At 69.1% G+C, this 23,874-nt stretch carries 16 protein-coding genes, 1 tRNA gene and 2 pseudogenes; 13 read left to right on the forward strand and 6 right to left on the reverse strand.

What is annotated here, in order from left to right:
- Positions 1 to 1,901: oxidoreductase (locus RUTHE_RS09685; protein ID WP_021098212.1), on the reverse strand; the 1,901-nt coding region annotated here is incomplete at its 3' end.
- 3 nt (positions 1,902 to 1,904) lie between these two features.
- Positions 1,905 to 3,935 carry an NADH:flavin oxidoreductase gene (locus RUTHE_RS09690; protein WP_021098213.1) on the reverse strand — a complete coding sequence of 677 codons (2,031 nt, stop codon included), beginning with the start codon at positions 3,933 to 3,935 and terminating at the stop codon, positions 1,905 to 1,907.
- Between the two features lie 153 nt (positions 3,936 to 4,088).
- Here RUTHE_RS09690 and RUTHE_RS09695 point away from each other — a divergent pair, with 153 nt between their 5' ends.
- The 5 genes from RUTHE_RS09695 (at position 4,089) to uvrC (ending at position 9,626) form a co-directional block, all read left to right on the forward strand.
- Positions 4,089 to 5,057, forward strand: coding sequence for an ABC transporter ATP-binding protein (locus RUTHE_RS09695; RefSeq protein WP_021098214.1), 969 nt, complete (start codon positions 4,089 to 4,091; stop codon positions 5,055 to 5,057).
- A 2-nt stretch (positions 5,058 to 5,059) separates the two neighbouring features.
- Positions 5,060 to 5,821 (forward strand): ABC transporter permease, encoded by a 762-nt coding sequence (locus tag RUTHE_RS09700; protein WP_040645740.1) that lies wholly within the window; start codon positions 5,060 to 5,062, stop codon positions 5,819 to 5,821.
- A gap of 39 nt (positions 5,822 to 5,860) precedes the next feature.
- On the forward strand, positions 5,861 to 6,685 hold the full coding sequence (locus RUTHE_RS09705; RefSeq protein ID WP_021098216.1) for a S49 family peptidase: 825 nt from the start codon (positions 5,861 to 5,863) through the stop codon (positions 6,683 to 6,685).
- Positions 6,686 to 6,868: 183 nt separating this feature from the next.
- Positions 6,869 to 7,648, forward strand: a complete 780-nt coding sequence (locus tag RUTHE_RS09715; RefSeq protein WP_021098218.1) for an SDR family oxidoreductase — start codon at positions 6,869 to 6,871, stop codon at positions 7,646 to 7,648.
- Positions 7,649 to 7,736: 88 nt separating this feature from the next.
- Positions 7,737 to 9,626 (forward strand): excinuclease ABC subunit UvrC, encoded by a 1,890-nt coding sequence (uvrC, locus tag RUTHE_RS09720; protein ID WP_021098219.1) that lies wholly within the window; start codon positions 7,737 to 7,739, stop codon positions 9,624 to 9,626.
- Positions 9,627 to 9,689: 63 nt separating this feature from the next.
- Here the strand turns inward: uvrC and RUTHE_RS09725 are convergent, their stop codons facing one another.
- The 3 genes from RUTHE_RS09725 to RUTHE_RS09735 form a co-directional block, all read right to left on the reverse strand.
- Positions 9,690 to 10,982: an NAD(P)/FAD-dependent oxidoreductase gene (locus RUTHE_RS09725; RefSeq protein ID WP_021098220.1), complete on the reverse strand. Its 1,293-nt coding sequence runs from the start codon at positions 10,980 to 10,982 to the stop codon at positions 9,690 to 9,692.
- An 11-nt stretch (positions 10,983 to 10,993) separates the two neighbouring features.
- The gene (locus RUTHE_RS09730) at positions 10,994 to 11,293 is read right to left on the reverse strand and encodes a c-type cytochrome (RefSeq protein ID WP_021098221.1); all 300 of its coding nucleotides are present in this window, start codon (positions 11,291 to 11,293) and stop codon (positions 10,994 to 10,996) included.
- A gap of 287 nt (positions 11,294 to 11,580) precedes the next feature.
- A tRNA-Leu gene (locus tag RUTHE_RS09735) sits at positions 11,581 to 11,667 on the reverse strand.
- A 135-nt stretch (positions 11,668 to 11,802) separates the two neighbouring features.
- On the opposite strand from RUTHE_RS09735, the gene RUTHE_RS09740 reads away from it, so the two are divergent.
- The 8 genes and pseudogenes from RUTHE_RS09740 (at position 11,803) to mtgA (ending at position 22,549) form a co-directional block, all read left to right on the forward strand.
- Positions 11,803 to 12,783, forward strand: a complete 981-nt coding sequence (locus RUTHE_RS09740; RefSeq protein WP_021098222.1) for a complex I NDUFA9 subunit family protein — start codon at positions 11,803 to 11,805, stop codon at positions 12,781 to 12,783.
- A gap of 1 nt (position 12,784) precedes the next feature.
- Complete coding sequence (locus RUTHE_RS09745) at positions 12,785 to 13,579, forward strand: undecaprenyl-diphosphate phosphatase (protein WP_021098223.1); 795 nt, start codon at positions 12,785 to 12,787, stop codon at positions 13,577 to 13,579.
- Positions 13,580 to 13,729: 150 nt separating this feature from the next.
- Complete coding sequence (locus RUTHE_RS09750) at positions 13,730 to 15,172, forward strand: NAD(P)-dependent oxidoreductase (protein WP_021098224.1); 1,443 nt, start codon at positions 13,730 to 13,732, stop codon at positions 15,170 to 15,172.
- Positions 15,173 to 15,242: 70 nt separating this feature from the next.
- On the forward strand, positions 15,243 to 15,947 hold the full coding sequence (locus RUTHE_RS09755) for a hypothetical protein (protein ID WP_021098225.1): 705 nt from the start codon (positions 15,243 to 15,245) through the stop codon (positions 15,945 to 15,947).
- Positions 15,940 to 16,395 carry a GFA family protein gene (locus RUTHE_RS09760; protein ID WP_021098226.1) on the forward strand — a complete coding sequence of 152 codons (456 nt, stop codon included), beginning with the start codon at positions 15,940 to 15,942 and terminating at the stop codon, positions 16,393 to 16,395. The genes RUTHE_RS09755 and RUTHE_RS09760 overlap by 8 nt, the downstream gene beginning before the upstream one ends.
- A pseudogene (gene gltB, locus RUTHE_RS09765) lies at positions 16,392 to 20,923 on the forward strand (glutamate synthase large subunit). Before RUTHE_RS09760 ends, gltB begins: the two are co-directional and overlap by 4 nt.
- 101 nt (positions 20,924 to 21,024) lie before the next feature.
- Positions 21,025 to 21,654, forward strand: a complete 630-nt coding sequence (locus RUTHE_RS09770; protein ID WP_021098229.1) for a DUF1269 domain-containing protein — start codon at positions 21,025 to 21,027, stop codon at positions 21,652 to 21,654.
- 228 nt (positions 21,655 to 21,882) lie between these two features.
- A pseudogene (gene mtgA / locus RUTHE_RS09775) lies at positions 21,883 to 22,549 on the forward strand (monofunctional biosynthetic peptidoglycan transglycosylase).
- A gap of 100 nt (positions 22,550 to 22,649) precedes the next feature.
- Here the strand turns inward: mtgA and RUTHE_RS09780 are convergent.
- The gene (locus RUTHE_RS09780) at positions 22,650 to 23,420 is read right to left on the reverse strand and encodes an ABC transporter permease (RefSeq protein ID WP_021098231.1); all 771 of its coding nucleotides are present in this window, start codon (positions 23,418 to 23,420) and stop codon (positions 22,650 to 22,652) included.
- Positions 23,421 to 23,874: the final 454 nt, after the last annotated feature.

Genomic DNA, 23,874 nt, shown 5'->3' on the forward strand with positions numbered 1-23,874 from the left:
CGGAGGCCCCGCGCCGCCAGCTCTGCCGCGAGGGCCCCATCCGCGCGGTTCGTCGTCGCGATCACGAGGTCGTCGCCCTCGACCCGCTCCACCCGCCCCGTCAGCAGGTCCACGACCTCCGCGCCCCCGCCATTGCCCAGCCATTCGAGCAGGCCCGATTCCAGCCGCACCTGCACGCCCAGCGCGGCCAGGCGGCGGCGCAGCGGCAGATCGGCGGCCGATCGCACCAGCTCCTTGCCCAGCATCGGCTCGGGGGTGACGATGGTCACGCGATGTCCTGCCTCGGCCAGGGCCCAGGCGGTGCCGAGGCCCCGCCAGTGCCCCCCCTCGTCGAGCAGGATCACCCGCCGGCCCGGCCGCGCGCGGCGCGCCATCACGTCCTCGGGGGACCAGACGCCGCCCCGTTCGATCCCCGGCAGGGGCCGCAGATGCGGCAGCGCCCGCTGCATCCCTTCCGGATCGGGCAGGGACCCCGTGCAGAGCGCGACATGATCCGCCCCCTCCGCCGCGATGTCGTCTGCCTCCATGGGACTGTTGAGCCGGACCTCTACCCCGAGCCGGTCGAGCTGGCGTCCGTACCAGCCCATCAGGTCGAGGATCTGCGCCCGCCGCGGCTGGAGCCCGGCCAGGCGGAACTGCCCGCCGATCTCGGGCGCGGCCTCGGCCAGGGTCACGCGGAAGCCCCGTTCGGCCGCCGCGCGCGCGGCCTCGAGCCCCGCCGGCCCCGCGCCCACGATCAGCACCCGCCCCGGCCGTGCGGCGCGTGCGAAGCGGTCCCCGCCCCATTCCCATTCCCGCCCGGCCGACGGGTTCACGAGGCAGGAGATCCAGTAGTCGCGCGATCGCCGTCCCCAGCACATCTGGTTGCAGGAAATGCAGCCCCGCACATCCTCCGGCCGGCCCTCCATGGCCTTCCGCGCCAGATGCGGGTCGGCGATCTGTCCGCGCACGATGGAGACGAGATCCGCCGCCCCCGAGGCCAGAACGGCCTCGGCATTGTCGGGGGTGCGGATGCCGGCCTCGGCCGTGACCTTCGCCTGGGAGACGACGCCCTTCAGCACCGCGGCAAGGTCGGCACCCAGTTTCTCGGGGTAGAGGAAGGTCGGCATCAGCTTGGCAAAGTCGAAATAGCTGCCGAAGCCGCAGGTGACATAATCCATCGCCGCCTCGCGGTCGTGCAGGGCGATGATCTCGGCCATCGCTTCGCGCGAGAGGGCGACGGGCACATGCGGTTCGTCGCTGACGGCCAGGCCGATGATGAAATCCTCGCCGCAGGCCTTGCGGATGCGGTGCAGGATCTCGCGCGAGAAGCGGGTCCGGTTCTCGAGCGAGCCGCCCCAGCGGTCGTCGCGGCGGTTGGTGAAGGGGGTCCAGAACTGCTCGGGCAGGGCGTTGTAGGCGGCGAACAGCTCCACTCCGTCGAAGCCGGCGGCCTGGATGCGCCGGGCGGCGGCGACATGGGCCTCGATCGTCTCTTCGATCTCGGCCTCGGTCATGGCATGGGATCCGTCCGAATCGTGCCAGGAAGGCAGGCCGGAGGGCGACCAGCCGGGATGCCAGGAATTGTCCTGATCGGCGTGGGCGCCCACATGGTAGATCTGCTGGAGGATCACGGCCCCTTCGGCCTGCACCGCCTCGGCGATACGGCGGAAGGCGGGGATTACCGCATCGTCGCCATGGCGGAAATTCCCACGCGTGAGGACGGCGGCCGGGTGCACGGGCATGGGCTCGACGACGATCATCGCCGCGCCGCCCAACGCGCGCTCGCGGTAATAGGCCAGATGGCGTTCGCCCGGCAGGCCTCCCTCGGCCATGTTGGCGGTATGCGCGCCGAAGACGATGCGGTTGCGCAGGGTTTTGTGGCGCAGGGTCAGCGGCTCGGACAGGCGGGGGAAGGCCATCTCTCAGACATCCTTCATCAGCCGCAGCGCGTCGTAGATCGCGGCATGGATGTTGCGTGCCTCGACCGCATCGCCGATGCGCCAGAGCGTGAAGGCCCCCTCCCCGGTCCCTTCGGGCTGGGGGCGGCCCTCGGCCAGGGCGTCGGGATCCACCGCCCCGCGGTTCCGGCTGAGGGGTTTGAGCGCGAAGTAGAGATCGTCGAGCGGCTCCGTGCCCGCATTGGCGACGACCGCATCATAGCGCCGCTCGCTGCGATGGGCGGAATAGTCGGTGCCGATGGTTGCCATCAGCCCGTTGCCCTCGCGCCGCAGCGCCAGGAGCCGTTCGGCCACGGTCAGCCGCACGCCAAGGGGCTGCATCGCCCGCAGATAGGGGGTGAGGTTCAGGCCCATGACCTCGGGTGCGAAGGTCCGGTCGGGGGTCATGATCTCCACCTCCGCCCCCCTTTCGGCCAGCATCTGCGCCGCCTGCAGGCCGGCATGGTCGCCCGCTTCGTCCCAGACGAGCACGCGCCCGCCGGGTCGGGCATCCCCGGCCAGCACATCCCAGGCCGTATGGGCGAGATCGGCGCCGGCAAAGCGGCCGGGCACCGCCAGTCCGCCGGTGGCGATGACGACGATTTCCGGAGACAGGGCCAGAACATCCTCGGCCTCGGCCCAGATATCGAAGCGCATCTCCACGCCGCAGGCGGCCAGGCGGGCCATGCGCCAGTCGATCACGCCCAGCATTTCGCGCCGGCGCGGCGACTGCGCGAGCAGCCGCACCTGCCCGCCCGGCTCGGAGGCGGCCTCGAGGACGGTCACGTGATGGCCCCGCTCGCCGGCGATCCGCGCCGCCTCGAGGCCCCCCGGCCCCGCGCCGACGATGACGACGCGGCGCGGGCGCGGCGCGGGCGTCAGGACATGGGGTATGAACAGCTCCCGCCCCGTGGCGGCGTTGTGGATGCAGAGCGCCTCGCCCCCCTGATAGATGCGGTCGAGGCAGTAGGTCGCCCCGACGCAGGGGCGGATCTCGTCCTCGCGCCCCTCCATGACCTTGCGCACCACATGCGGGTCGGCCATGTGGGCGCGGGTCATCCCCACCATGTCGAGCAGGCCGGCGGCGACCGCATGCCGCGCGGTGGCCACATCGGGGATGCGGGCGGCATGGAAGGTGGGCAGCCCCACCTCCGCCCGGATGCGCCCGGCAAAGTCCAGATGCGGGGCAGAGGGCATCCCCTGGATCGGGATCACGCGGGTCAGCGCCGGATCGGTATGGATGCGTCCGCGGATCACGTTGAGGAAATCCACCAGGCCTTCGTCCCGCAGGCGGCAGGCGAAGGCCACCCCCTCATCGGGGGTAAGGCCGCCCGGCTCCTCCTCGTCGGCGGTGAAGCGCAGGCCGAGCAGGAAATCCGGCCCCACGCGGCGCCGCGCGGCACGCAGCACCTCGGTGGCAAAGCGGCCCCGGTTCTCGAGGCTGCCGCCCCAGGGCGCATCGAGCGCATTGGTCAGGGGCGACAGGAACTGGTCCATCAGATGGCCGTAGCATTCGAACTCCACGCCATCGAGACCGGCCGCCTTCATCCGCTCGGCGGCATCGGCGAAATCGGCGATGATGCGGTCGATCTCCCAGTCCTCGATGATCTTGGGCTGGGCACGATGGGCCGGTTCGCGCTCCGGTCCGGGGGCCAGGACGGGCAGCCAGTCGCCCCGGTCCCAGCGGGTGCGGCGCCCCAGATGGGTGAGCTGGATCATCACCGCCGTGCCATGGGCATGGCAGGCCTCGGCCAGGCGCGCCATCCAGGGCACGACCTCGTCCTTCCAGGCCAGGACATTCCCGAAGGCCGGCGGCGAGGAGCGCGAGACCGAGGCGCTGCCTGCCGTCATCACCATCGCCACACCGCCCTTCGCGCGTTCCTCGTGATAGGCGCGGTAGCGGTCCTTGGGCAGGCCGTCCTCGGTATAGGCCGGCTCATGAGCGGTGGTCATGATGCGGTTGCGAAGCCGCAGATGCCGCAGGTCATAGGGCTGGAGGAGCGGGTCGGCGCGCATGGGATCCCCCTCTGGCTGCCACCCCAGCCTAGCGCCGCAGGCCGCCGCCGAAAGCCCGCCGCCGACTTCGGCCGGCCCGCCCGCGACAGGGGAGGCTTGGCGCCGGACAGGCGGGGCGCTAACCATGGCACCGATCGAAACCGGAGAGTCCGCATGGCACCGATCCTGTCCGTCCGCGATCTCCGCAAGCGCTACGACAACGGTTTCGAGGCCCTCCGGGGCGTCGATCTCGATGTGGAGGAAGGCGAGATCCTCGCCCTGCTCGGCCCCAACGGGGCGGGCAAGACGACGCTGATCTCCTGCGCCTGCGGCATCTCGACGATCACCTCGGGCAGCATCCGCATCGGCGGGCATGATGTCGTGCGCGACTGGCGCGCGGCCCGCTCGCTTGTCGGCCTCGTGCCGCAGGAGATCACGCTCGAGAGCTTCGAGAAGGTGCGCAACACGGTGGCCTTCTCGCGCGGGCTGTTCGGCAAGCGGCGCGACGATGCGGCGGTGGAGCGGGTGCTGGAGCAGCTCTCGCTCCGGGACAAGGCGGATGGCACGGCGATCACCCTTTCGGGCGGGATGAAACGGCGTGTGCTGATCGCCAAGGCCCTGGCGCATGAGCCGCGCCTGCTGTTCCTCGACGAACCCACGGCCGGCGTGGATGTGGAGCTGCGCCGCGACATGTGGCGCGTGGTGGACGATCTGCGCCGCAACGGCGTGACGATCATCCTGACCACCCACTACATCGAAGAGGCCGAGGCCCTGGCCGACCGCGTCGCGGTCATCAACCGGGGGCGCATCCTGCTGGTCGAGGAAAAGGAGGCGCTGATGCGCCGGATGGGCCGCAAGGTGCTGCATATCGACCTGCATCACCCGCTGTCCGCCCTGCCCGAGCGGCTGGCCCGCTTCGGGCTCCAGCTCTCGGAGGATGGGCGCCGCCTCGCCTATGTCTACGACACCAAGGCCGAACGGACGGGCATCGCCACGCTGCTCGCCGCCCTGGCCGAAGAAGGGATCACGGTGGCGGATCTGGATACCGAGGCCTCCTCGCTCGAGGACATCTTCGTGGACCTCGTGCAGGGGGACACCGATGAGGAGGGCCGGGCCAGGACCATGGCGGAGAAGGCCGCATGATCATGAATCCAAGAGCCGTCGCCGCCATCTACCGGCAGGAGATGGGGCGTTTCTTCCGCACCGTCTGGCAATCTCTGGTCGCCCCGGTGATCTCCACCTCGCTCTATTTCGTCGTCTTCGGTGCGGCGATCGGCGGGCGCATCCAGGAGGTGGAGGGCGTCTCCTACGGCGCCTTCATCGTGCCCGGCCTCATCATGCTGTCGGTGATGACCCAGGGCATCTCCAACGCCGCCTTCGGCATCTACATGCCGAAATTCATCGGCACCATCTTCGAGATCCTCTCCGCCCCCGTCTCGGCCTTCGAGGCGGTGCTGGGCTATGTCGGGGCGGCGGCGACCAAGGCCCTTGTCATCGGGCTCATCATCCTCGGGACGGCGACGCTGTTCGTCGATCTGCAGATCCGCCATCCCGTCTGGATGATTGCCTTCCTCCTGCTGACCTGCGTCAGCTTCTCGCTGATGGGCTTCATCATCGGCATCTGGGCCAGGAACTTCGAGCAGCTCCAGCTCATCCCCCTGCTCGTGGTGACGCCGCTGATCTTCCTTGGCGGCAGCTTCTACTCGATCTCGATGCTGCCCGGCATCTGGCAGGACATCGCCCTGCTCAATCCGGTGGTCTATCTGATCTCCGGCTTCCGCTGGTCCTTCTTCGGACTGGCCGATGTGCCGGTGGGCGTGTCGCTGGCCGCCATCGCCGGCTTCACGCTGATCTGCCTGGTTGTGGTCTGGGCCATCTTCCGCACCGGATGGCGGCTCCGGCGCTGAGGCTTGCCGCGGGGGGACAGGACGCATAGGTGGACGGCCATGACGACAGTCCCCAGCCCCGCCGGCCGCCTGCGAACACTGCTCCGCCCCTGGTCGGGACGGCCCCGGGTCGCGGTGATCCGGCTGGCCGGCATGATCGGGATGGGGCGCGCGCGGGCCCTGACCGACGAAGGCCTGGCCCCCCTGATCGAGGCGGCCTTCCGCGGCCGGCCCGCGGCTGTCGCGCTCGAGATCAACTCGCCCGGCGGGTCGGCGGTGCAGTCCTCGCTGATCGCCGCGCGCATCCGGCGGCTGGCCGACGAGAAGGGCGTGCCCGTCCTCGCCTTCGTCGAGGATGTGGCGGCCTCGGGCGGCTACTGGCTGGCCACGGCGGCCGACGAGATCTGGTGCGATGAGGGATCGATGCTGGGCTCCATCGGCGTCATCTCGGCAGGGTTCGGCTTCCAGGATCTGATCGCGAAGCTCGGGGTGGAGCGGCGGCTGCACATGGCGGGGCGGTCCAAGGCGCTGCTCGACCCCTTCCGCCCCGAGAAGCCCGAGGATGTGGCCCGGCTCGAAGGCTGGCTGGCCCAGCTGCACGCGGTCTTCATCGCCCAGGTGCAGGCGCGGCGGGGTCCGCGTCTCGCCGACGATCCGGATCTGTTCACGGGCGAGATCTGGATCGGCCGGCAGGCGGTGGAGAAGGGCCTGGCCGACGGCATCGGGCATCTCGTCCCGACGCTCAAGGCCCGCTTCGGCGACAAGGTTCGCCTGCGGCGCCTCGTGCCGCGCCGGCCCGTGCTGGCGCGTCTCGGTCTCTCGGTCGCGGAGGAGAGCCTGGGCCTTCTGGAGGAGCGGGCGGCCTTCGCCCGTTTCGGGCTTTGAGATGCTGATCAAGGTCGCGCTCGTCTTTCTGATCGCGATGATCGTGATCGGCTGGATCGGGAGCCTGCTGGGCAGGCCGCTGTTCCGTCTGCCCTGGCAGCGGGGGCCGCGGCTCGCCGCACGCTGCCCCGCCTGCGGGCGTCCGCGCATCGGCCGCACGGCCTGTCCTTGCGGGAGGGAACCATGACGACGGCACTGGTCACCGGGGCCGGCGCCCGGTTGGGCCGGGCGATGGCGCTGCATCTTGCGGCCCGCGGGCATGATGTGGCGGTCCACTATGCCACCTCGCGCGAGGGGGCCGAAGCCGTCGCCGAGGCGATCCGCGGAATGGGCCGGCGCGCTGCGGTGCTGCGTGCGGATCTGCTGTCCGAGGAAGAGACCGCCGCACTTCTGCCCCGCGCGGCCGAGGCGCTGGGGGGGCCCGTGACGGTTCTGGTGAACAATGCCTCGATCTTCGAATACGACACGCTGGCCACCGCGACGCGCGAAAGCTGGGACCGCCACATGGGCTCCAACCTGCGCGCGCCCTTCGTGCTGATCCAGCAGATGGCCGCTCAGGCGCCCGAGCCCGGAACCGATGCCGGGGGCGAACCCGTGGCCCGTGCCCTTGTCGTCAACATGATCGATCAGAGGGTGCGAAAGCCCACGCCCGAATTCATGACCTATACCCTCGCGAAGTTCGGGCTCTGGGCCCTCACGCGGACGGCCGCGCAGGCGCTCGCCCCGCGGGTGCGCGTCAACGCCATCGGGCCGGGGCCGACGCTGAAGGGCGCGCGCCAGTCGGAGGGCCACTTCGCCCGCCAGCGTGCGGCGACGATCCTTCAGCGCGGCGCCGACGAGGGCGACATCTGCGCCGCCCTGTCCTATTTCCTCGACGCCAAGGCAGTGACCGGTCAGCTTCTCTGCGTGGACGGGGGGCAGCATCTCGCCTGGCGGACACCGGATGTGCTGGGCGTCGAATGACGCAAGCCGGTGACGGCGGGGGCGGGGGACGGTTGCGCGGATCGCGCCGGCGCCCTGGATGACCTCGTTGAGATAGCCCATATCGCCCATGATGACGCCCGACGACCTGCCCCCGCCCGACAGTCCCGCCCCCGGCGCCCCCGCCACCGGGCACGAGCGGATCGCATCCTATCTGCGCCAGCTCGATTCAAGCCCCGGCGTCTACCGGATGCTCGATGCGCAGTCGCAGGTGCTCTATGTCGGCAAGGCCAGGAACCTGCGCGCCCGGGTTGCGACCTATGCCCGTCCCACCGGCCACAGCCCGCGCATCGCCCGCATGATCCGCGAGACGGCCTCGATGATGTTCCTGACCACGCGGACCGAGACCGAGGCGCTGCTGCTCGAGCAGAACCTGATCAAGCAGCTCCGCCCGCGCTACAACGTGCTGCTGCGCGACGACAAGTCGTTCCCCGACATCCTCATCAGCGCGCATCGCTTTCCCCAGATCCGCAAGCATCGCGGGGCGCGGACCGACAGGGGGGACTATTTCGGTCCCTTCGCCTCGGCAGGGGCGGTCAACCGGACCCTGACCCAGCTCCAGAAGGCCTTCCTGCTGCGGTCCTGCACGGATTCGGTCTTTGCCACGCGCACGCGGCCCTGCCTGCTGCATCAGATCCGGCGCTGTTCGGCCCCCTGCGTCGGCCTGATCTCCGAGGAGGACTATGCCGAGGCCGTGCGGGACGCCGCGCGCTTCCTGTCGGGCCGGACGACCAAGGTGCAGGAAAGCCTCGCCGCCCAGATGCACGAGGCGGCCGAACGGATGGAATTCGAGCGCGCCGCCGCCCTGCGCGACCGCATCAGGGCCCTGACGCAGGTCCAGACCGCCCAGGGAATCAATCCGCGCAGCGTGGCCGAGGCCGATGTCGTGGCGCTGCACCTGGAGGGGGGGCAGGCCTGCGTGCAGGTCTTCTTCATCCGCGCCCATCAGAACTGGGGCAATCACGACTTCTATCCCCGTCTCGGCGGCGAGGAGGATGCGGGAGAGGTGATGCAGGCCTTTCTGCTCCAGTTCTACGATTCGCACGAACCCCCACCCTTGATCCTGACGAATTGCGGCGTGGACGACCCGGATCTGGTCATGGCCGCCCTGTCGGAGAGGGCGCGCCGGCGCGTGGAGCTGGCCGTTCCGCAACGGGGCGAAAAGGCCGAGCTGGTCGAGGGAGCGCTGCGCAACGCACGCGAGAGCCTGGCCCGGCGGATGTCGGAATCGGCCACCCAGGCGAAGCTGCTCGAGGGTCTGGCCGAGGCCTTCGACCTGCCTGCCCCGCCACGGCGGATCGAGATCTACGACAATTCGCACATCATGGGGGCGCATGCCGTCGGGGCCTTCGTCGTCTCGGGGCCGAACGGCTTCGAGAAGGGACAGTATCGCCGCTTCACCATCGAGGACGCCCGGCCCGGCGACGATTTCGGCATGATGCGCGAGATGCTGACGCGCCGCTTTGCCCGCCTGCTGAAGGACGACCCCGATCGGGAGGGGACGGGATGGCCCGACCTCGTGCTGATCGACGGCGGGCAGGGGCAGGTCGCCGCCGCGCATGAGGCGATGACCGCCCTCGGGGTGCATGACATCCCGGTGATCGGCGTGGCCAAGGGGCCGGACCGCGATGCCGGCAAGGAGGAATTCTGGCGCCCCGGGGCCAGCCGTCCCCTTGCCCTGCCCCGCAACGATCCCGTGCTCTACTTCATCCAGCGCCTGCGGGACGAGGCGCACCGCTTTGTCATCGGCACGCATCGCGCAAGGCGAACGAAGGCCCTGCTGGCCAACCCGCTTGACGAGATCGCCGGGATCGGCGCCGTGCGCAAGCGGGCCCTGCTCAGCCATTTCGGTTCGGCCAAGGCGGTTGCACGGGCCGCCCTGGCCGATCTCAAGGCCGTGCCCGGCATCTCGGACCAGCTGGCCGAGACGATCTACGCCCATTTTCACGCCAAGGGCTGAGGGGTCATCCCGGGCCGGGCGGATCCCGGTGCCGGACCGGCACCGGGATATCAGGCCACCGTCTCAGCTGAACATGTCCTGGGTGATGCTCGCATACCAGGCATCGGCATATTCCGCCTCGAGCGCACGGGTCTCGGCCATCTCGGCCAGGGGACCTCGCGGCGAGGTGCCGCCCGAATCGGGCGTTTCGGCAAAGCCGTCCTCGGCAGGACGGAAGATGCCCACCACGGAGAAGGCGTAGTCCTCGCCGGCGTGGCTGTAGCAGGTGTTGAAATAGACGGGATCGGCCGGGGGAGCGCTGCCCGTCAGCTCGGCCAGGGCCGCGGCCACGGCAATCTTGGCGGTCGAGTTCGCCATGAAGCCCGATTTCGGCAGGGGCGAGGCCAGGCTGGCATCCCCGATGACATGGATATCGGGCGCCATCCGCGCCGCGAAGCTGCGCGGATCCACCGGCACCCAGCCCGATTCGTCCGCCAGGCCCGAATCGCGGGCGATGGCGGCCGCGTATTGGGGCGGAATGACATTGCCCACATCCACGCGGTGCTCGGTCCCGAATTCGGAGACGAACAGCCGGTTGGCCGGGTCCACCCGCACGATGCGCCCATCCTGGTTGCTGGGCACCCATTCGATCATGTCGCCATAGAGCTCGGCCCAGGCGTCCTGGAAGAGACCCTGCTTGGAGAAGCCTTCCTTGGCGTCAAAGGCCAGGATCTTCGCCGTCGGATTGGCCTGCTTGAGGTAATGGGCGATCATGCTGATCCGCTCATAGGGGCCCGGGGGGCAGCGGAACGGATTGGCCGGAATCGCCAGACCCACCACCCCGCCTTCGGGCAGCGCCTCGATCTGCTGTCGCAGCAGCGTGATCTGAGAGCCATCCCCGCCCATCCAGGCATGGGGAAAGATCCCTGCCGCCGCTTCGTCATAGCCCTCGATGGCCCCCCAGCGCAGCGCGATGCCGGGCGAGAGGATGAGCTTGTCATAGTCCAGCTCCGTCCCGCCTTCGAGGCGGACGCGATGGCTTTCGGGGTCGATGGCCGTGGCGCGGTCGTGAATCACCTCCACCCCCCGCGCGCGAAGGCCGTCATAGGAATGGGTGATGTCGGCAAGGGTCTTCATGCCGCCCAGGATGAGGTTCCCGTAGGGACAGGTGATGAAACGGTCCCAGGGCTCCACCAGCGTGACAGAGACATCGGGATAGTGGATGCGGGCAAAGCGGGCGGCCGAGGCCCCGCCGAATCCGCCGCCGATGACGACAAGACGACCGGCTGTCTGGGCGCGCAGCAGGGCAGGTGAAGACAGCGCCAGAGCCGAAGCCCCGGCAAGCGCGCCGAACCGGCGCCGGGTCAGATGCGTCATGCAACCCTCCCTCACTGCAGCGAAGCGAAATGATCGGCGAGGAGGGCGGCCTCCTCTTCCGTGTAGCCCTTGGTGATCCGGTTCATCACCGTCGCCGGTCGGGCATCGGCGCGGAACGCGGCCCAGGCCTCGAGGAACGCCTCGCGGTCAAGGCCGGCGATGGCCGGGGTGGCTCCCTGTCCGGCCCCGTCCTGTCCGTGACAGCCTGCACAGGGCTGGGCCAGCAGAAGACCGGATGAGGGCTCTGCCTGGGCCGCTCCGGCCGCAAGCAGGACGGCCGTCATGGCAGCCCGATGGAAACGCGCGTTCATCCCGAATCATCCTCCCCTTCTGTCGGCCGCGTCATTCAGTCGCGCGGCACATTATTACAATCGAATATATAGAGTTATTCGGGTGATGCCACTGCAAAGAGCGTTCAGGGCGTTCGACATCTGCCGGAACGTCACAGAAGCAGGAGAATTTGCCCGTCTGGGGGGTGCAGGGCAGGAAGATCACGGCGCGATGGCTTCGGCGTGACGAGGATGGGGAATCCTCGCGGCTGTTCAGACTGAACAGGATCAGATGGCGGATTGCCCACCGCCTTCGTCAGCGATGCGGATGGTGCCCAGGAAAGGACTCGAACCTTCACGGCCTCTCAGCCACTGGTACCTGAAACCAGCGCGTCTACCAATTCCGCCACCTGGGCACGGATCGGGGGTCTAGAGGGCGTCCGGGGGCGTGTCAACGGGCCTCGTGCAGACGGGCTGCGCTTGCCGCGGGCGGCGGGCGAAGCTAGACGGAGGCGATTGCCGCCGAAACGGGCGCCAGGGGAGACGGAGCCATGTCGCAGCTCGTCACGGTCGTCGGGGGATCGGGGTTCCTCGGCCGCTACATCGTCCGCCGCCTCGCGCGCGAGGGGTGGCGGGTGCGCGTCGCCGTGCGCCGCCCGGATGAGGCGCTGTTCGTGCGCAGCTACGGTCATGTGGGTCAGGTCGTACCGGTAGCGGCGAATCTGCGCGATGATGATTCGCTGCGCGCGGCTCTCAGGGGGGCGGAGGCAGCGGTCAACTGCGTCGGCACCTTCGACCGGCGCGGGCGCAACAGCTTTGCCGCGATCCATGTCGCCGGGGCCGAGCGTTTCGCACGGCTCTGCCGCGAAGAGGGGGTGGCGCGTGTGGTCCATGTCTCCGCGCTCGGCGCCGATCCGGCGGGGCGCAGCGAGTATGCCCGCACCAAGGCCGCCGGCGAGGCGGCCATCCTGCGCCACATGCCGGAGGCGGTGATCCTGCGTCCCTCGGTCCTGTTCGGGCCGGAGGATTCCTTCTTCAACCGCTTCGCCGCGATGGCCGTGCGGAGCCCCGTGCTGCCGCTGGTGGGGGCGGGCACGCGCTTCCAGCCCGTCTATGTGGACGATGCGGCCGCGGCTGCAGCGATGGGCGCCATGGGCCGGGCGGCCCCCGGCATCTACAGTCTCGGCGGCCCGGAGGTAGAGACCTTCCGCGCCCTGATGGAGCGGATGCTGCGCCATATCCGCCGCCGCCGCCTGATTCTGGGCCTGCCCTTCTGGCTCGGCGGGGCGATGGGCTCGGCCTTCGACCTGCTGGGGCTGATTTCCGGCGGGCTCGCACCCTCGCCGATCACGCGCGATCAGGTGGATAGCCTGCGGAGCGACAATGTCGTCCCGGAAGGCGCGCCGGGCCTGGCCGATCTGGGAATCGCGCCCGTGGCCATGGATTCCATCCTGCCCGACTATCTGTGGCGCTTCCGCCCTTCGGGGCAATATGCGGAGATCAAGGACTCCGCCCGCAACCTGCGGATCTGAGGTGGCCCTCGGCGAAGGGGCCACGGCCCTCCTGCTGGGCGTGATCGAGGGCCTGACCGAATTCATTCCGGTCTCTTCGACAGGCCATCTCCTGTTGGCCTCCGAGGCCCTCGGCTTTCATTCCACGGGCCGGGTGTTCGAGGTAGCGATCCAGCTCGGCGCCGTGCTGGCGCTGGTGACGGTCTATGCCGGCCGGCTCGCCCTCGTCTTCGGGACGGCGCATCGCGATCCCCTCCAGCGGCGCTTCATGGCCTCGGTCCTTCTGGCTTTCCTGCCGGCGGCGGCGCTGGGCGTGGCGCTGCACGATGTCATCAAGACCGTGTTCTTCGAGACGCCGGCGCTCATCGCCTGGATGCTGATCCTGGGCGGGCTGGTGCTGCTCGCGGTGGATCGGCTGAGCCTGACCGTCCGCCATGCCGAGGCCGACCGTCTGCCGCTGCGCACCTCCCTGGCCATCGGCCTGTGCCAGTGTGCAGCCCTGGTGCCGGGGGTCTCGCGCTCGGGGGCGACGATTGTCGGCGCGCTGCTGATGGGCGTCTCGAAGCGCGCAGCGGCGGAATTCTCCTTCTTCCTGTCGCTGCCGACGATGGCCGGAGCTGTCGCCTACGATCTGTGGCAGAACCGGGAGCTGCTGGGCTCGGGCGATCTGGGGCTGATCGCGATCGGCCTGGCGGCCGCCTTCGTGACGGCGGCCCTGGTGGTGCGGACACTGCTCGGCTTCGTGAGCCGTCATGGCTATGGCCTGTTCGGCTGGTGGAGGATCCTGTTGGGGGCGATTGTCCTCTGGACCTTCTGAAAGGTCCGGTTTGCGATCTTTTCCGAGGCCGCTCCGCTCCCCTCCCGGAGCGAGCCGGAAGAAAAAGTTGCATATAGGTCAGCCATACTGACTTTTATTGAATCCAAACCTCCCGTAACAGGCTGTGACCTTGCGTCGGGGGAGGGGCCCATGGCCGAAAGGATGCTCAAATTCGTCACCCTGGGCCGCGCCATGCCCGAAAAGCGCGAAGCCGAGGAGCGCCGCCACGACTTTCGCGAGATCTATGCCGATTTCGCCCGCGCCAAGGCGGCCGAACAGGCTTCGCGCTGCTCGCAATGCGGCGTCCCCTACTGCCAGACGCATTGTCCGCTGCACAACAACATCCCGGACTGGTTGCGGATGACCGCCGAAGGGCGGCTCGAGGAAGCCTACGAGATCGCCCAGAGCACCAACAGCTTTCCCGAGATCTGCGGCCGCATCTGCCCGCAGGACCGTCTCTGCGAGGGCCATTGCGTCATCGAGCAGGCCGGCCATGGCACCGTCACCATCGGTGCCATCGAGCGCTTCATCACCGATACGGCCTGGGAAGAGGGCTGGGTTCGCCCGCCCCGCCCCCTGCGGGAGCGCAGCGAAAGTGTGGGCATCATCGGCTCCGGCCCGGCGGGGCTGGCCTGTGCCGACATGCTCCGGCGCGCCGGGGTGCAGGTGACGGTCTATGACCGGGCCGACCGGGCCGGCGGGCTGCTCACCTACGGCATTCCCGGCTTCAAGCTCGAGAAGGATGTCGTCATGCGCCGCATCGCCCAGCTCCAGGAGGGCGGGGTCGAGTTCGTGCTGGGCTGCGAGGTCGGGCGCGACCTGTCCTTCGACGCGATCCGCGGCCGCCATGACGCGGTGCTGATCGCCACCGGGGTCTACCGCGCCCGCGAGATCGAGGGGGCCAACGCCCCCGGCATCCTGCCCGCGCTCGACTATCTCACCGCCTCGAACCGCAAGGGCTTTGGCGACGAGGTCCCCGCCTTCGACGACGGCCATCTGAACGCCAGGGGCAAGCGCGTCATCGTCATCGGCGGGGGCGATACGGCGATGGACTGCGTGCGCACCGCCATCCGGCAGGGCGCGGCCAGCGTCCGCTGCCTCTATCGGCGCGACCGCGCCAACATGCCCGGCTCCCAGCGCGAGGTCGCCAATGCCGAGGAGGAAGGCGTCGAATTCGTCTGGCTGGCCGCGCCCGCCGGCTTCCTGACGGATCCGGCAACCGGCGCCGTGCGCGCCGTCCGCGTGGAGCGGATGCGCCTCGGGGCGCCCGATGCCAGCGGCCGCCGCATGCCCGAACCCTCCGGCGAGATCAGCGAGGAGCCCGCCGATCTCGTGATCAAGGCGCTGGGCTTCGAGCCGGAAGACCTGCCGCGCCTGTGGGGCGTCCCCGGTCTCGAGGTGACGCGCTGGGGCACGGTGCGGGCCGAATTCGGGACGGGCCGGACCAATATCGAGGGCGTCTTCGCCGCAGGGGACATCGTGCGCGGGGCCTCGCTTGTCGTCTGGGCGATCCGCGACGGGCGCGAGGCGGCCGCGGCGATCCTGCGCTATCTCGCCCAGTCCGAGACCGCCCCGCGCATCGCCGCCGAATAGGGGTTTCACCTCTCGACAGGACCGGCCCGGCCGGGCTTCCCTCGGTCCATCCCCTCCAGGAGCTTCTGCCATGCGCCCCGCCCTTCCCGCCCTGCTCCTCCTGCCGCTGACGTTGCCGGCCGCAGCACAGGATAACCGCAGCTTCCAGCCGCCCCAGGGCTGCGAAGCCTATCTCACCGTGCAGATGGCCTCCTGCACCGTCTCCCATCATTTCCGCTGCGCGGCCGATCCGGCCGACTGGCAGCGCCGCGTGGACATCGACGAGGGCGGCATCACCTATTTCGGCGCCATCGACGGACAGACCCGCTGGATGGAGAGCTTCCACCCGCTCACCGGCCATTCGGAGCGCCTTGCCCCGGCCAATCCCGACGAGGCGAATTTCGACGAGCTGCTCGCCACCGGCGAGGACAGCTGGGACTTCACCACCCTCTCCGACGAGATCGGGCCCACGCGCTATGTCGGCCGCGACCGCCTGACCGGCGAGACGGAGGTGATCGACGGCGTCACGCTCGAGCGGACCGAGTTCGAGATCGTCGCCTATGATGCGGAGGGGAACGAGATCTGGCGCGGCGCGGGCCGCGAATTCATCAGCCGCGACTGGCGCATGTTCCTGGCCGGCACCGCGACCTATGTCGTGGATGGCGAGACATCGGAGAGCGACGACACGCCCGTGGAATTCATCTTTCCCGGCGAGCCGGGTTTCCTGTCGATCAGCCCCAAGCATGGCTGCGGTGCGATGATGTCGGGCCTGCCCCTGGGAGATGGTCATGGCTGACCTCGCCCAAGGGGGCTTCGAGGGCCGCTGCCTCTGCGGCGCGGTCACGCTCCGCGTGGCGGGCGGGCATGATCCGCGCATCGGCGCCTGCCACTGCCGGATGTGCCAGCGCTGGTCCGGCGGGCTGTTCCTGGCCTTTGCGGCCGCGGCCGACGCCGTCCATGTGACAGGCCGGACACGCCGCTTCCGATCCTCTCCCTTCGCCGAACGCGGCTTCTGCCCGGTCTGCGGCTCCCATCTGTGGTTCCGCGAGATCCATGAGGACGGACGGCCGGGCGATTACGAACTGATGCCAGGCCTGTTCGAGGCGGCCGCGGACTGGCCGCTGGAATCCGAGACCTATGCCGACCGCCGCTTCGCCTGTCTGGATCTGGCCGGCGATCACCCACGCATCACCCGTGCCGATTACGAGGCCGCAAACCCTTTCATCGCAGGAGACGACCCATGAGCCAGTTCGACGAATCCTGGGTCCGGGCCGAAGAGGCCAGACGCGCCTTCATGGCGGAACACTCCCTCTGGCGCCCGGAGGACGAGCATGCCTCCTGCGGGGTGGGCCTTGTCGTGGCGATCGACGGAACGCCTTCGCGCGCCGTGGTGGAGAAGGGGATCGCCGCTCTCAAGGCGGTGTGGCATCGCGGCGCTGTGGATGCCGACGGCAAGACCGGCGATGGCGCGGGCATCCATGTCCAGATCCCCGTGTCCTTCTTCTTCGATCAGGTGCGCCGCACCGGCCATGAACCGGATCCGGCCAAGCTCATCGCCGTGGGGCAGGTCTTCCTGCCGCGCACCGATTTCGCCGCCCAGGAACGCTGCCGCACCATCGTCGAGACCGAGGTGCTGCGCATGGGCCATTACATCTACGGCTGGCGCCATGTGCCGGTGGACATCTCCGTGCTGGGCGAGAAGGCCAACGCCACCCGGCCCGAGATCGAGCAGATCCTCATCCGCTGCGAGGGCGGACAGGATGCCGAAGCCTTCGAACGCGAACTCTACATCATCCGCCGGCGCATCGAGAAGGCCGCGGCCGCCGCCGGCATTCCGCAGCTCTACATCGCCTCGCTGTCCTGCCGTTCGATCATCTACAAGGGGATGATGCTGGCCGAGCAGGTCTCCGCCTTCTACCCGGATCTGCAGGACCCGCGCTTCGAGAGCGCCTTCGCCATCTTCCACCAGCGCTATTCCACCAACACCTTCCCGCAATGGGCGCTGGCCCAGCCCTTCCGCATGCTCGCCCATAACGGCGAGATCAACACGCTCAAGGGCAACGTCAACTGGATGCGCAGCCACGAGATCCGCATGTCCTCGGACGCCTTCGGGGACCTGGCCGAGGAGATCAAGCCGATCATCCCGCACGGCACCTCGGACTCGGGGGCGCTCGATGCGGTGTTCGAGGTCCTGGTGCGCGCCGGCCGCAGCGCCCCGATGGCCAAGACGATCCTGGTGCCCGAGGCCTGGTCCAAGATGACCGACGAGATGCCGAAGGCCTGGGCGGACATGTATGCCTATTGCAACTCGATCATGGAGCCATGGGATGGCCCCGCCGCCCTGGCCATGACCGACGGGCGCTGGGTCTGCGGCGGGCTCGACCGCAACGGCCTCCGGCCGCTGCGCTATGTCGTCACGCGCAGCGGGCTGCTGATCGCGGGATCCGAGGCCGGGATGGTTCCCGTCGAGGACGCCGATGTCCTCGAGAAGGGCGCGCTCGGCCCCGGGCAGATGATCGCCGTGGACATGGCCGAAGGCCGCCTGTTCCACGATGCCGAGATCAAGGACCGCCTGGCCGCCTCGCTTCCCTTCGGGGAGTGGACGCAGAAGGTTGTCGATCTCAATGCGCTGCTGCGCGATGTGCCCGAAGAGGCGATGTTCACCGGCGAGGCCCTGCGCCGCCGCCAGATCGCTGCGGGCTATACCGTGGAGGAGATCGAACAGGTCCTGGCCCCCATGGCCGAAGAGGGCAAGGAGATGGTCGCCAGCATGGGCGATGACACGCCCGTGGCGGTCCTCTCGGCCCAGTACCGGCCCCTTTCGCATTATTTCCGCCAGAACTTCAGCCAGGTCACCAACCCCCCCATCGACTCCTTGCGCGAGGGGCGGGTGATGTCGCTCAAGACGCGCTTCGGCAATCTCAAGAATGTCCTCGACGAATCCTCGTCGCAGACCGAGATCCTCGTGCTCGAGAGCCCCTTCGTCGCCAATGCCGAATTCGGCGTGATGATGGAGAGCTTCGGCGATCAGGTGACGGTGATCGACTGCACCTTCGAATCGGGCCCGGATGCCCTGCGCCTGGCGCTCGAACGCATCCGCGCCGAGGCCGAGGATGCCGTGCGCTCGGGGGCCGCGCATCTGGTTCTGACCGACGAGCATCAGTCCGAGACGCGCGTGCCCCTGCCGATGATCCTGGCCACCTCCGCCGTCCATTCCTGGCTGACCCGCAAGGGGCTGCGCACCTTCACTTCGCTCAATGTGCGGTCGGCCGAATGCATCGATCCGCATTACTTTGCGGTGCTGATCGGCTGCGGGGCGACGACGGTGAACCCCTATCTGGCACAGGACACGATTGCCGACCGCCTCTCCCGCGGGCTGATCGAGGGCACGCTCGAGGATGCGATGCGCCGCTATCGCGCGGCGATCGATGCAGGGCTGCTCAAGATCATGTCCAAGATGGGAATCTCGGTGGTCTCGAGCTATCGCGGCGGCCTCAATTTCGAGGCCGTGGGTCTCAGCCGCGCGATGGTCGCCGAATATTTCCCCGGCATGCCCTCGCGCATCTCCGGCATCGGTCTGATCGGCCTGCAGCGCAAGCAGGAGGAGGTTCATGCCCGCGGCTGGAGGGGCCGGTGGGCCTGCTGCCGATCGGCGGCTTCTACAAGGCGCGCCGCTCGGGCGAGCGGCATGCCTGGGAGGCCACCAGCATGCATCTGCTCCAGACGGCCTGCGAACGCGCCTCCTACGAGCTGTGGCAGCAGTATTCGCGCGCCATGCAGTCGGCCCCGCCGATCCATCTGCGCGACCTGCTCGCCATCAAGCCGCTGGGACCTGCAATCCCCATCGAACAGGTCGAGAGCATCACCGCCATCCGCAAGCGCTTTGTCACGCCGGGAATGTCGCTGGGGGCGCTCTCGCCGGAGGCGCACAAGACGCTCAACATCGCCATGAACCGCATCGGCGCCAAGTCCGACAGCGGCGAGGGCGGCGAGGATCCGGCCCATTTCCACCCCGAGCCGAACGGCGACAACCCTTCGGCGAAGATCAAGCAGGTCGCCTCAGGCCGCTTCGGCGTCACGGCCGAATATCTCAATGCCTGCGAAGAGCTGGAGATCAAGATCGCGCAAGGGGCCAAGCCCGGCGAGGGCGGTCAGCTTCCCGGCATGAAGGTGACGCAGCTGATCGCCAGGCTGCGCCATTCCACCCCCGGCGTGACGCTGATCAGCCCGCCGCCGCATCACGACATCTATTCCATCGAGGACCTGGCCCAGCTCATCTACGACCTCAAGCAGATCAATCCCGATGCCAAGGTCACGGTGAAGCTCGTCTCCGCCTCCGGGGTGGGGACGATCGCTGCCGGCGTCGCCAAGGCCAAGGCCGACATCATCCTCATCTCGGGCCATAATGGCGGCACGGGGGCCTCGCCGGCCACCAGCATCAAATTCGCTGGCCTGCCCTGGGAGATGGGGCTGACCGAAGCGCATCAGGTCCTGACCATGAACAACCTGCGCAGCCGCGTGACGCTGCGCACCGACGGCGGCCTGCGCACGGGACGCGACATCGTCATCGCCGCGATGCTGGGGGCCGAGGAGTTCGGCATCGGCACGGCGGCGCTGATCGCCATGGGCTGCATCATGGTCCGCCAGTGCCAGTCCAACACCTGCCCCGTGGGCGTCTGCACCCAGGACGAGAGCCTGCGCGCCAAATTCACCGGCACGGCCGACAAGGTGGTCAATCTCATCACCTTCTACGCCCAGGAGGTGCGCGAGATTCTCGCCTCGATCGGGGCGCGCTCGCTCGACGAGGTGATCGGCCGGGCCGATCTCCTGGATCAGGTGTCGCGCGGATCGCGGCATCTGGACGATCTCGATCTCAATCCGCTGCTGATCTCGGTCGATGGAGCGCGCAGCACCAGTTATGACCGGAACAGGCCCCGCAACCCGGTGCCCGACACGCTGGATGCGCAGATCGTCCAGGATGCCGCCCGCTTCCTGAAAGACGGGGAGAAGATGCAGCTGGCCTATGCCGTGCGGAACACCGACCGCACCATCGGAACGCGCATCAGCTCGCACATCGTGCGCCGCTTCGGGATGCGCAACAGCCTCCAGCCGGACCATCTGACGATCCGCCTGCAGGGGTCGGCCGGGCAGTCGCTGGGTGCCTTTGCCGCCCCGGGGCTCAAGATCGTGCTCGAGGGCGAGGCCAACGACTATGTCGGCAAGGGGCTCTCGGGGGGCATCATCGTGGTGCGCCCGCCGATGGGCAGCCCGCTTGTCGCGGCCGAGAACACCATCATCGGCAACACGGTCCTCTATGGCGCGACGGGCGGCTTCCTCTTCGCGGCCGGCCGCGCGGGCGAACGCTTTGCCGTGCGCAACTCGGGCGCAAAGGTGGTGGTCGAGGGCTGCGGCTCGAACGGCTGCGAATACATGACGGGCGGTGTCGCGGTGATCCTGGGTCGGATCGGCGCCAATTTCGGCGCCGGCATGACGGGCGGCATGGCCTATGTCTGGGATCCCGAGGGGCGTGCCGTGACGCTCATGAACCGCGACACACTCGTGACCTGCCCGGTCACCGTGCCCCATTGGGAGGAGGAGCTGCGCAGCCTGATCGAGCGCCACGCCGCCGAGACAGGATCGCGCCGTGCCGCCGATCTGCTGGCGGACTGGGCGACGGCGCGCAGGCAGTTCGTGCAGATCTGTCCGAAGGAAATGCTCCCGCATCTGCGCTACCCCCTCGTGGCCGAGGAGCTGGCCCTGCCCGCCGAGTGAGCGGCCCACGCCGCCTGCCAGCCATGACGGACCGGACGGCGGGAACCCTCCTGCCGTCCGTTTCGTTTCCAACCGCATCGTCTGACGCAGGGAGTCCGCTCATGTCCGATCTCATCGTCATCGCCTTTCCCGACGAAGCCGCCGCCTTCCGCGCGCGGGCGGAATTCGTCGCCCTCCAGAAGGACTATCTGGTGGAGATGGAGGATGTCGTTGTCGTCACCCGTTCCGAAACAGGCGAGGTCAAGCTCCATCAGGCGATCAACATGACGGCAGCCGGCGCCATGGGCGGGACGATCTGGGGCACGCTTGTGGGGCTGCTCTTTCTCAACCCGCTGCTGGGGGCGGCCGTCGGTGCGGGAGCGGGGGCTCTGACCGGCGCCCTGACCGATCTGGGCATTGACGACGATTTCCTGCGCGAAGTCGGCGGATCGCTCGATCAGGGCGGCGCCGCGCTGGCCGTGCTCCTGCACAAGATGACGGCAGACCGGGTGATCGACCGGATCGGCACGCTGGGCGGGCGGGTGCTCCAGACCTCGCTGCCGGCGGATGTGGAGACGCGCCTGCGCGAACGTCTGGAGGCCGCCACGGCCCATCCCCCCGCCATGCCGCCCGTCCCTGCCCCGGAGGTGGCAGGTGCGCCCCCCGTGGGCCTGGCCGGGGCTCCGGCCGCAGCGCCGGCTCCGGTGGGGGCCACCCCGCACGGACAGAGCGGCGTCATCACCGAACCGTGACAGCCCGGCTTTTCCCTTCTCCTGTCCGGGGCAGACCGTTCCGGCCGGCTGACCGGCCCGCGACGGGCGCGCCCCCTTGACCACGCCCCATCGGGGGGGGCGACTCATGCGCTCATGGCGCGGATGCGGACGGCACGGACAGAAACGGGAGAGGCGGCGCGTCCGGCCGCCCTGTCCGCTGCGGCTTCGCTGCCCCCTCGCCCCCGCCGGGGGCATCTGTCCCGCTTCATGCTCCGGGGAGTCCTTGTCGTGATCGCAGCCGTCACCCTCGCGCTGGGCCTCTTCTCGGTCATCAACCCGCCGACCACCCCCCTACATGTGGCAAGAGGCACGCCGGCTGGGCAGGGTGGAGCAGGTCTGGGTGCCGATGGAGGCGATCGCCCCTGTCATGGCCCGGGCAGCGGTGGCCGCCGAGGACGCGGATTTCTGCAATCACTGGGGGCTGGACCTTCGGGCGATCCGTGCGGCCATCGACGCCGGCAGCACGCGCGGGGCCTCGACCATCAGCCAGCAGGTGGTAAAGAACGTCTATCTGTGGCATGGGCGCTCCTGGGCCCGCAAGGCGATCGAGGCCGCCCTGACCCCGGCCCTGGAGGCGCTCTGGACCAAGCGCCGCATCCTCGAGGTCTATCTCAATGTCGCCGAATTCGGCGAGGGCATCTTCGGCGTGGAGGCGGCGGCGCAGCACTGGTTCGGCGTGTCGGCTGCGGATCTGACGGATGTGCAGGCCGCGCGGCTGGCCGCGATCCTGCCCGCCCCCAAGAGCCGCGATCCCGCCCATCCGACCGAGGCGTTGCGTGCGCGGGCCCGCGCCATCCTCGACGGGGCGGCGACCATTGCGGCCGACGGCCGCGCCGCCTGTTTCGAGACGCCGTCGGCCCCGCTCGTGCGCTAGCCCCGTTCGACGGCGTGCGACGGCGCAGGCGCCCCTTCGGCCGACGGAATCTCCCCGCGGACAAGGCTGCCCCCTGATCCGTCAGGAGCAGCGCCCGGGACTAGCGTTGCAGCAGATCGTGATAGGTCTTGCGCAGCAGCGCAAGGCCCAGCGCCAGGCAGATCAGCGACACAGCCGTCACATAGGAGATCGACACATAGGGGGCGTCATACCCCACATAGAAGGCCCGTCGCATCAGGCCGATCACATGCACCAGCGGGTTGAACCAGAGCACCGTCTGCAGCTCGCGGGGGAGCATGTCGAAGACATGGATGATCCCCGAGACCAGCCCCAGCGGCCGCATGGCAATCCCCCAGACCTGCTGCCAGACCGGAAAGCGCGTCACGAGATAGCAGTTCAGCGTCCCGACCCCCAGGCCCAGCAGACCCGCCAGCATCATGGCCATGGCGGCATCCTCCAGATGCAGGATGGTGCGCGTTTCCATCAGCTCGAGCATGCCGCCGAAGATGAGCGCTGCAACCATGACCTGCGTCATCGCATTGAGCAGCAGCCGCGCGAGGATCGCATCCAGAAAGGTGATGCGCGGATAGGCCAGCAGCGCGCGGGAGAAATTGAGCGCCTGCGACACCTTGTTGTTGATCTCGGCGAACATCAGGAAGGGAAGGAGGCCGGTCGCGTAGAACAGGGCGAAACTGTCCCCTAGGGGCGGGTTGCGCAGGAAGAGCGCAAAGACGAAGGTCAGCAGCGCGATCCCCGCCACCGGCTCGAGCACCGCCCAGAGATAGCCCCCGGGCGAGCGGCCGTAGGTCGTGCTCATCTCGCGCAGGATCAGGGCGGCGATCGTCCGCAGGCTGACGAAACGCGGCCGCACTGTCCGCAATTTCGGGCGCTGGGCGGGCGGATCGACCAGTCATCGGGATCTGTCGTGGTCATCGCGCTCGCGCGTCCGTGCTTGCAGAAGGGGGCGGATCAGATGAGTTCTGGGCATCCGGGAGGATTTTCTGTAGCAGAAGGGTGGCAGGATACCAACCGTTTCCCGAGGTTCAGGATGTCGGACGCCTCCGAGGAGTCTCCCGTGCCGTCCCTGCTCGATGCCCGCAAGGGACGGAAGGAGGAGCGCATGCGTCTGGGCGGCGCCTCGCGGCAGCCCGCCGGGACCGGCGCCGCCCTGCGGGGCCCTGTCCGGCACAGGCGGGGCGGGTTCTGCTGGCTCCATCGGGGGCCAGACCCCCCCCATCACGGCCGTTCCGACGGCATCCCTGTCCACGGGGCCGACCGGGCCCGCCCCTCGGAGCCCCGCCCCTCGGAGCGATGCGTCCCGGCCC

Source organism: Rubellimicrobium thermophilum DSM 16684 (assembly GCF_000442315.1).
GTDB classification, from domain to species: Bacteria; Pseudomonadota; Alphaproteobacteria; order Rhodobacterales; family Rhodobacteraceae; genus Rubellimicrobium; species Rubellimicrobium thermophilum.

Coding starts and splice junctions, on each gene's coding strand:
- RUTHE_RS09690 (WP_021098213.1), bottom strand. CDS start 3,935: ATGCGCGCCGACCCGCTCCTCCAGCCCTATGACCTGCGGCATCTGCGG.
- RUTHE_RS09695 (WP_021098214.1), top strand. CDS start 4,089: ATGGCACCGATCCTGTCCGTCCGCGATCTCCGCAAGCGCTACGACAAC.
- RUTHE_RS09700 (WP_040645740.1), top strand. CDS start 5,060: ATGAATCCAAGAGCCGTCGCCGCCATCTACCGGCAGGAGATGGGGCGT.
- RUTHE_RS09705 (WP_021098216.1), top strand. CDS start 5,861: ATGACGACAGTCCCCAGCCCCGCCGGCCGCCTGCGAACACTGCTCCGC.
- RUTHE_RS09715 (WP_021098218.1), top strand. CDS start 6,869: ATGACGACGGCACTGGTCACCGGGGCCGGCGCCCGGTTGGGCCGGGCG.
- uvrC (WP_021098219.1), top strand. CDS start 7,737: ATGATGACGCCCGACGACCTGCCCCCGCCCGACAGTCCCGCCCCCGGC.
- RUTHE_RS09725 (WP_021098220.1), bottom strand. CDS start 10,982: ATGACGCATCTGACCCGGCGCCGGTTCGGCGCGCTTGCCGGGGCTTCG.
- RUTHE_RS09730 (WP_021098221.1), bottom strand. CDS start 11,293: ATGAACGCGCGTTTCCATCGGGCTGCCATGACGGCCGTCCTGCTTGCG.
- RUTHE_RS09740 (WP_021098222.1), top strand. CDS start 11,803: ATGTCGCAGCTCGTCACGGTCGTCGGGGGATCGGGGTTCCTCGGCCGC.
- RUTHE_RS09750 (WP_021098224.1), top strand. CDS start 13,730: ATGGCCGAAAGGATGCTCAAATTCGTCACCCTGGGCCGCGCCATGCCC.
- RUTHE_RS09755 (WP_021098225.1), top strand. CDS start 15,243: ATGCGCCCCGCCCTTCCCGCCCTGCTCCTCCTGCCGCTGACGTTGCCG.
- RUTHE_RS09760 (WP_021098226.1), top strand. CDS start 15,940: ATGGCTGACCTCGCCCAAGGGGGCTTCGAGGGCCGCTGCCTCTGCGGC.
- RUTHE_RS09770 (WP_021098229.1), top strand. CDS start 21,025: ATGTCCGATCTCATCGTCATCGCCTTTCCCGACGAAGCCGCCGCCTTC.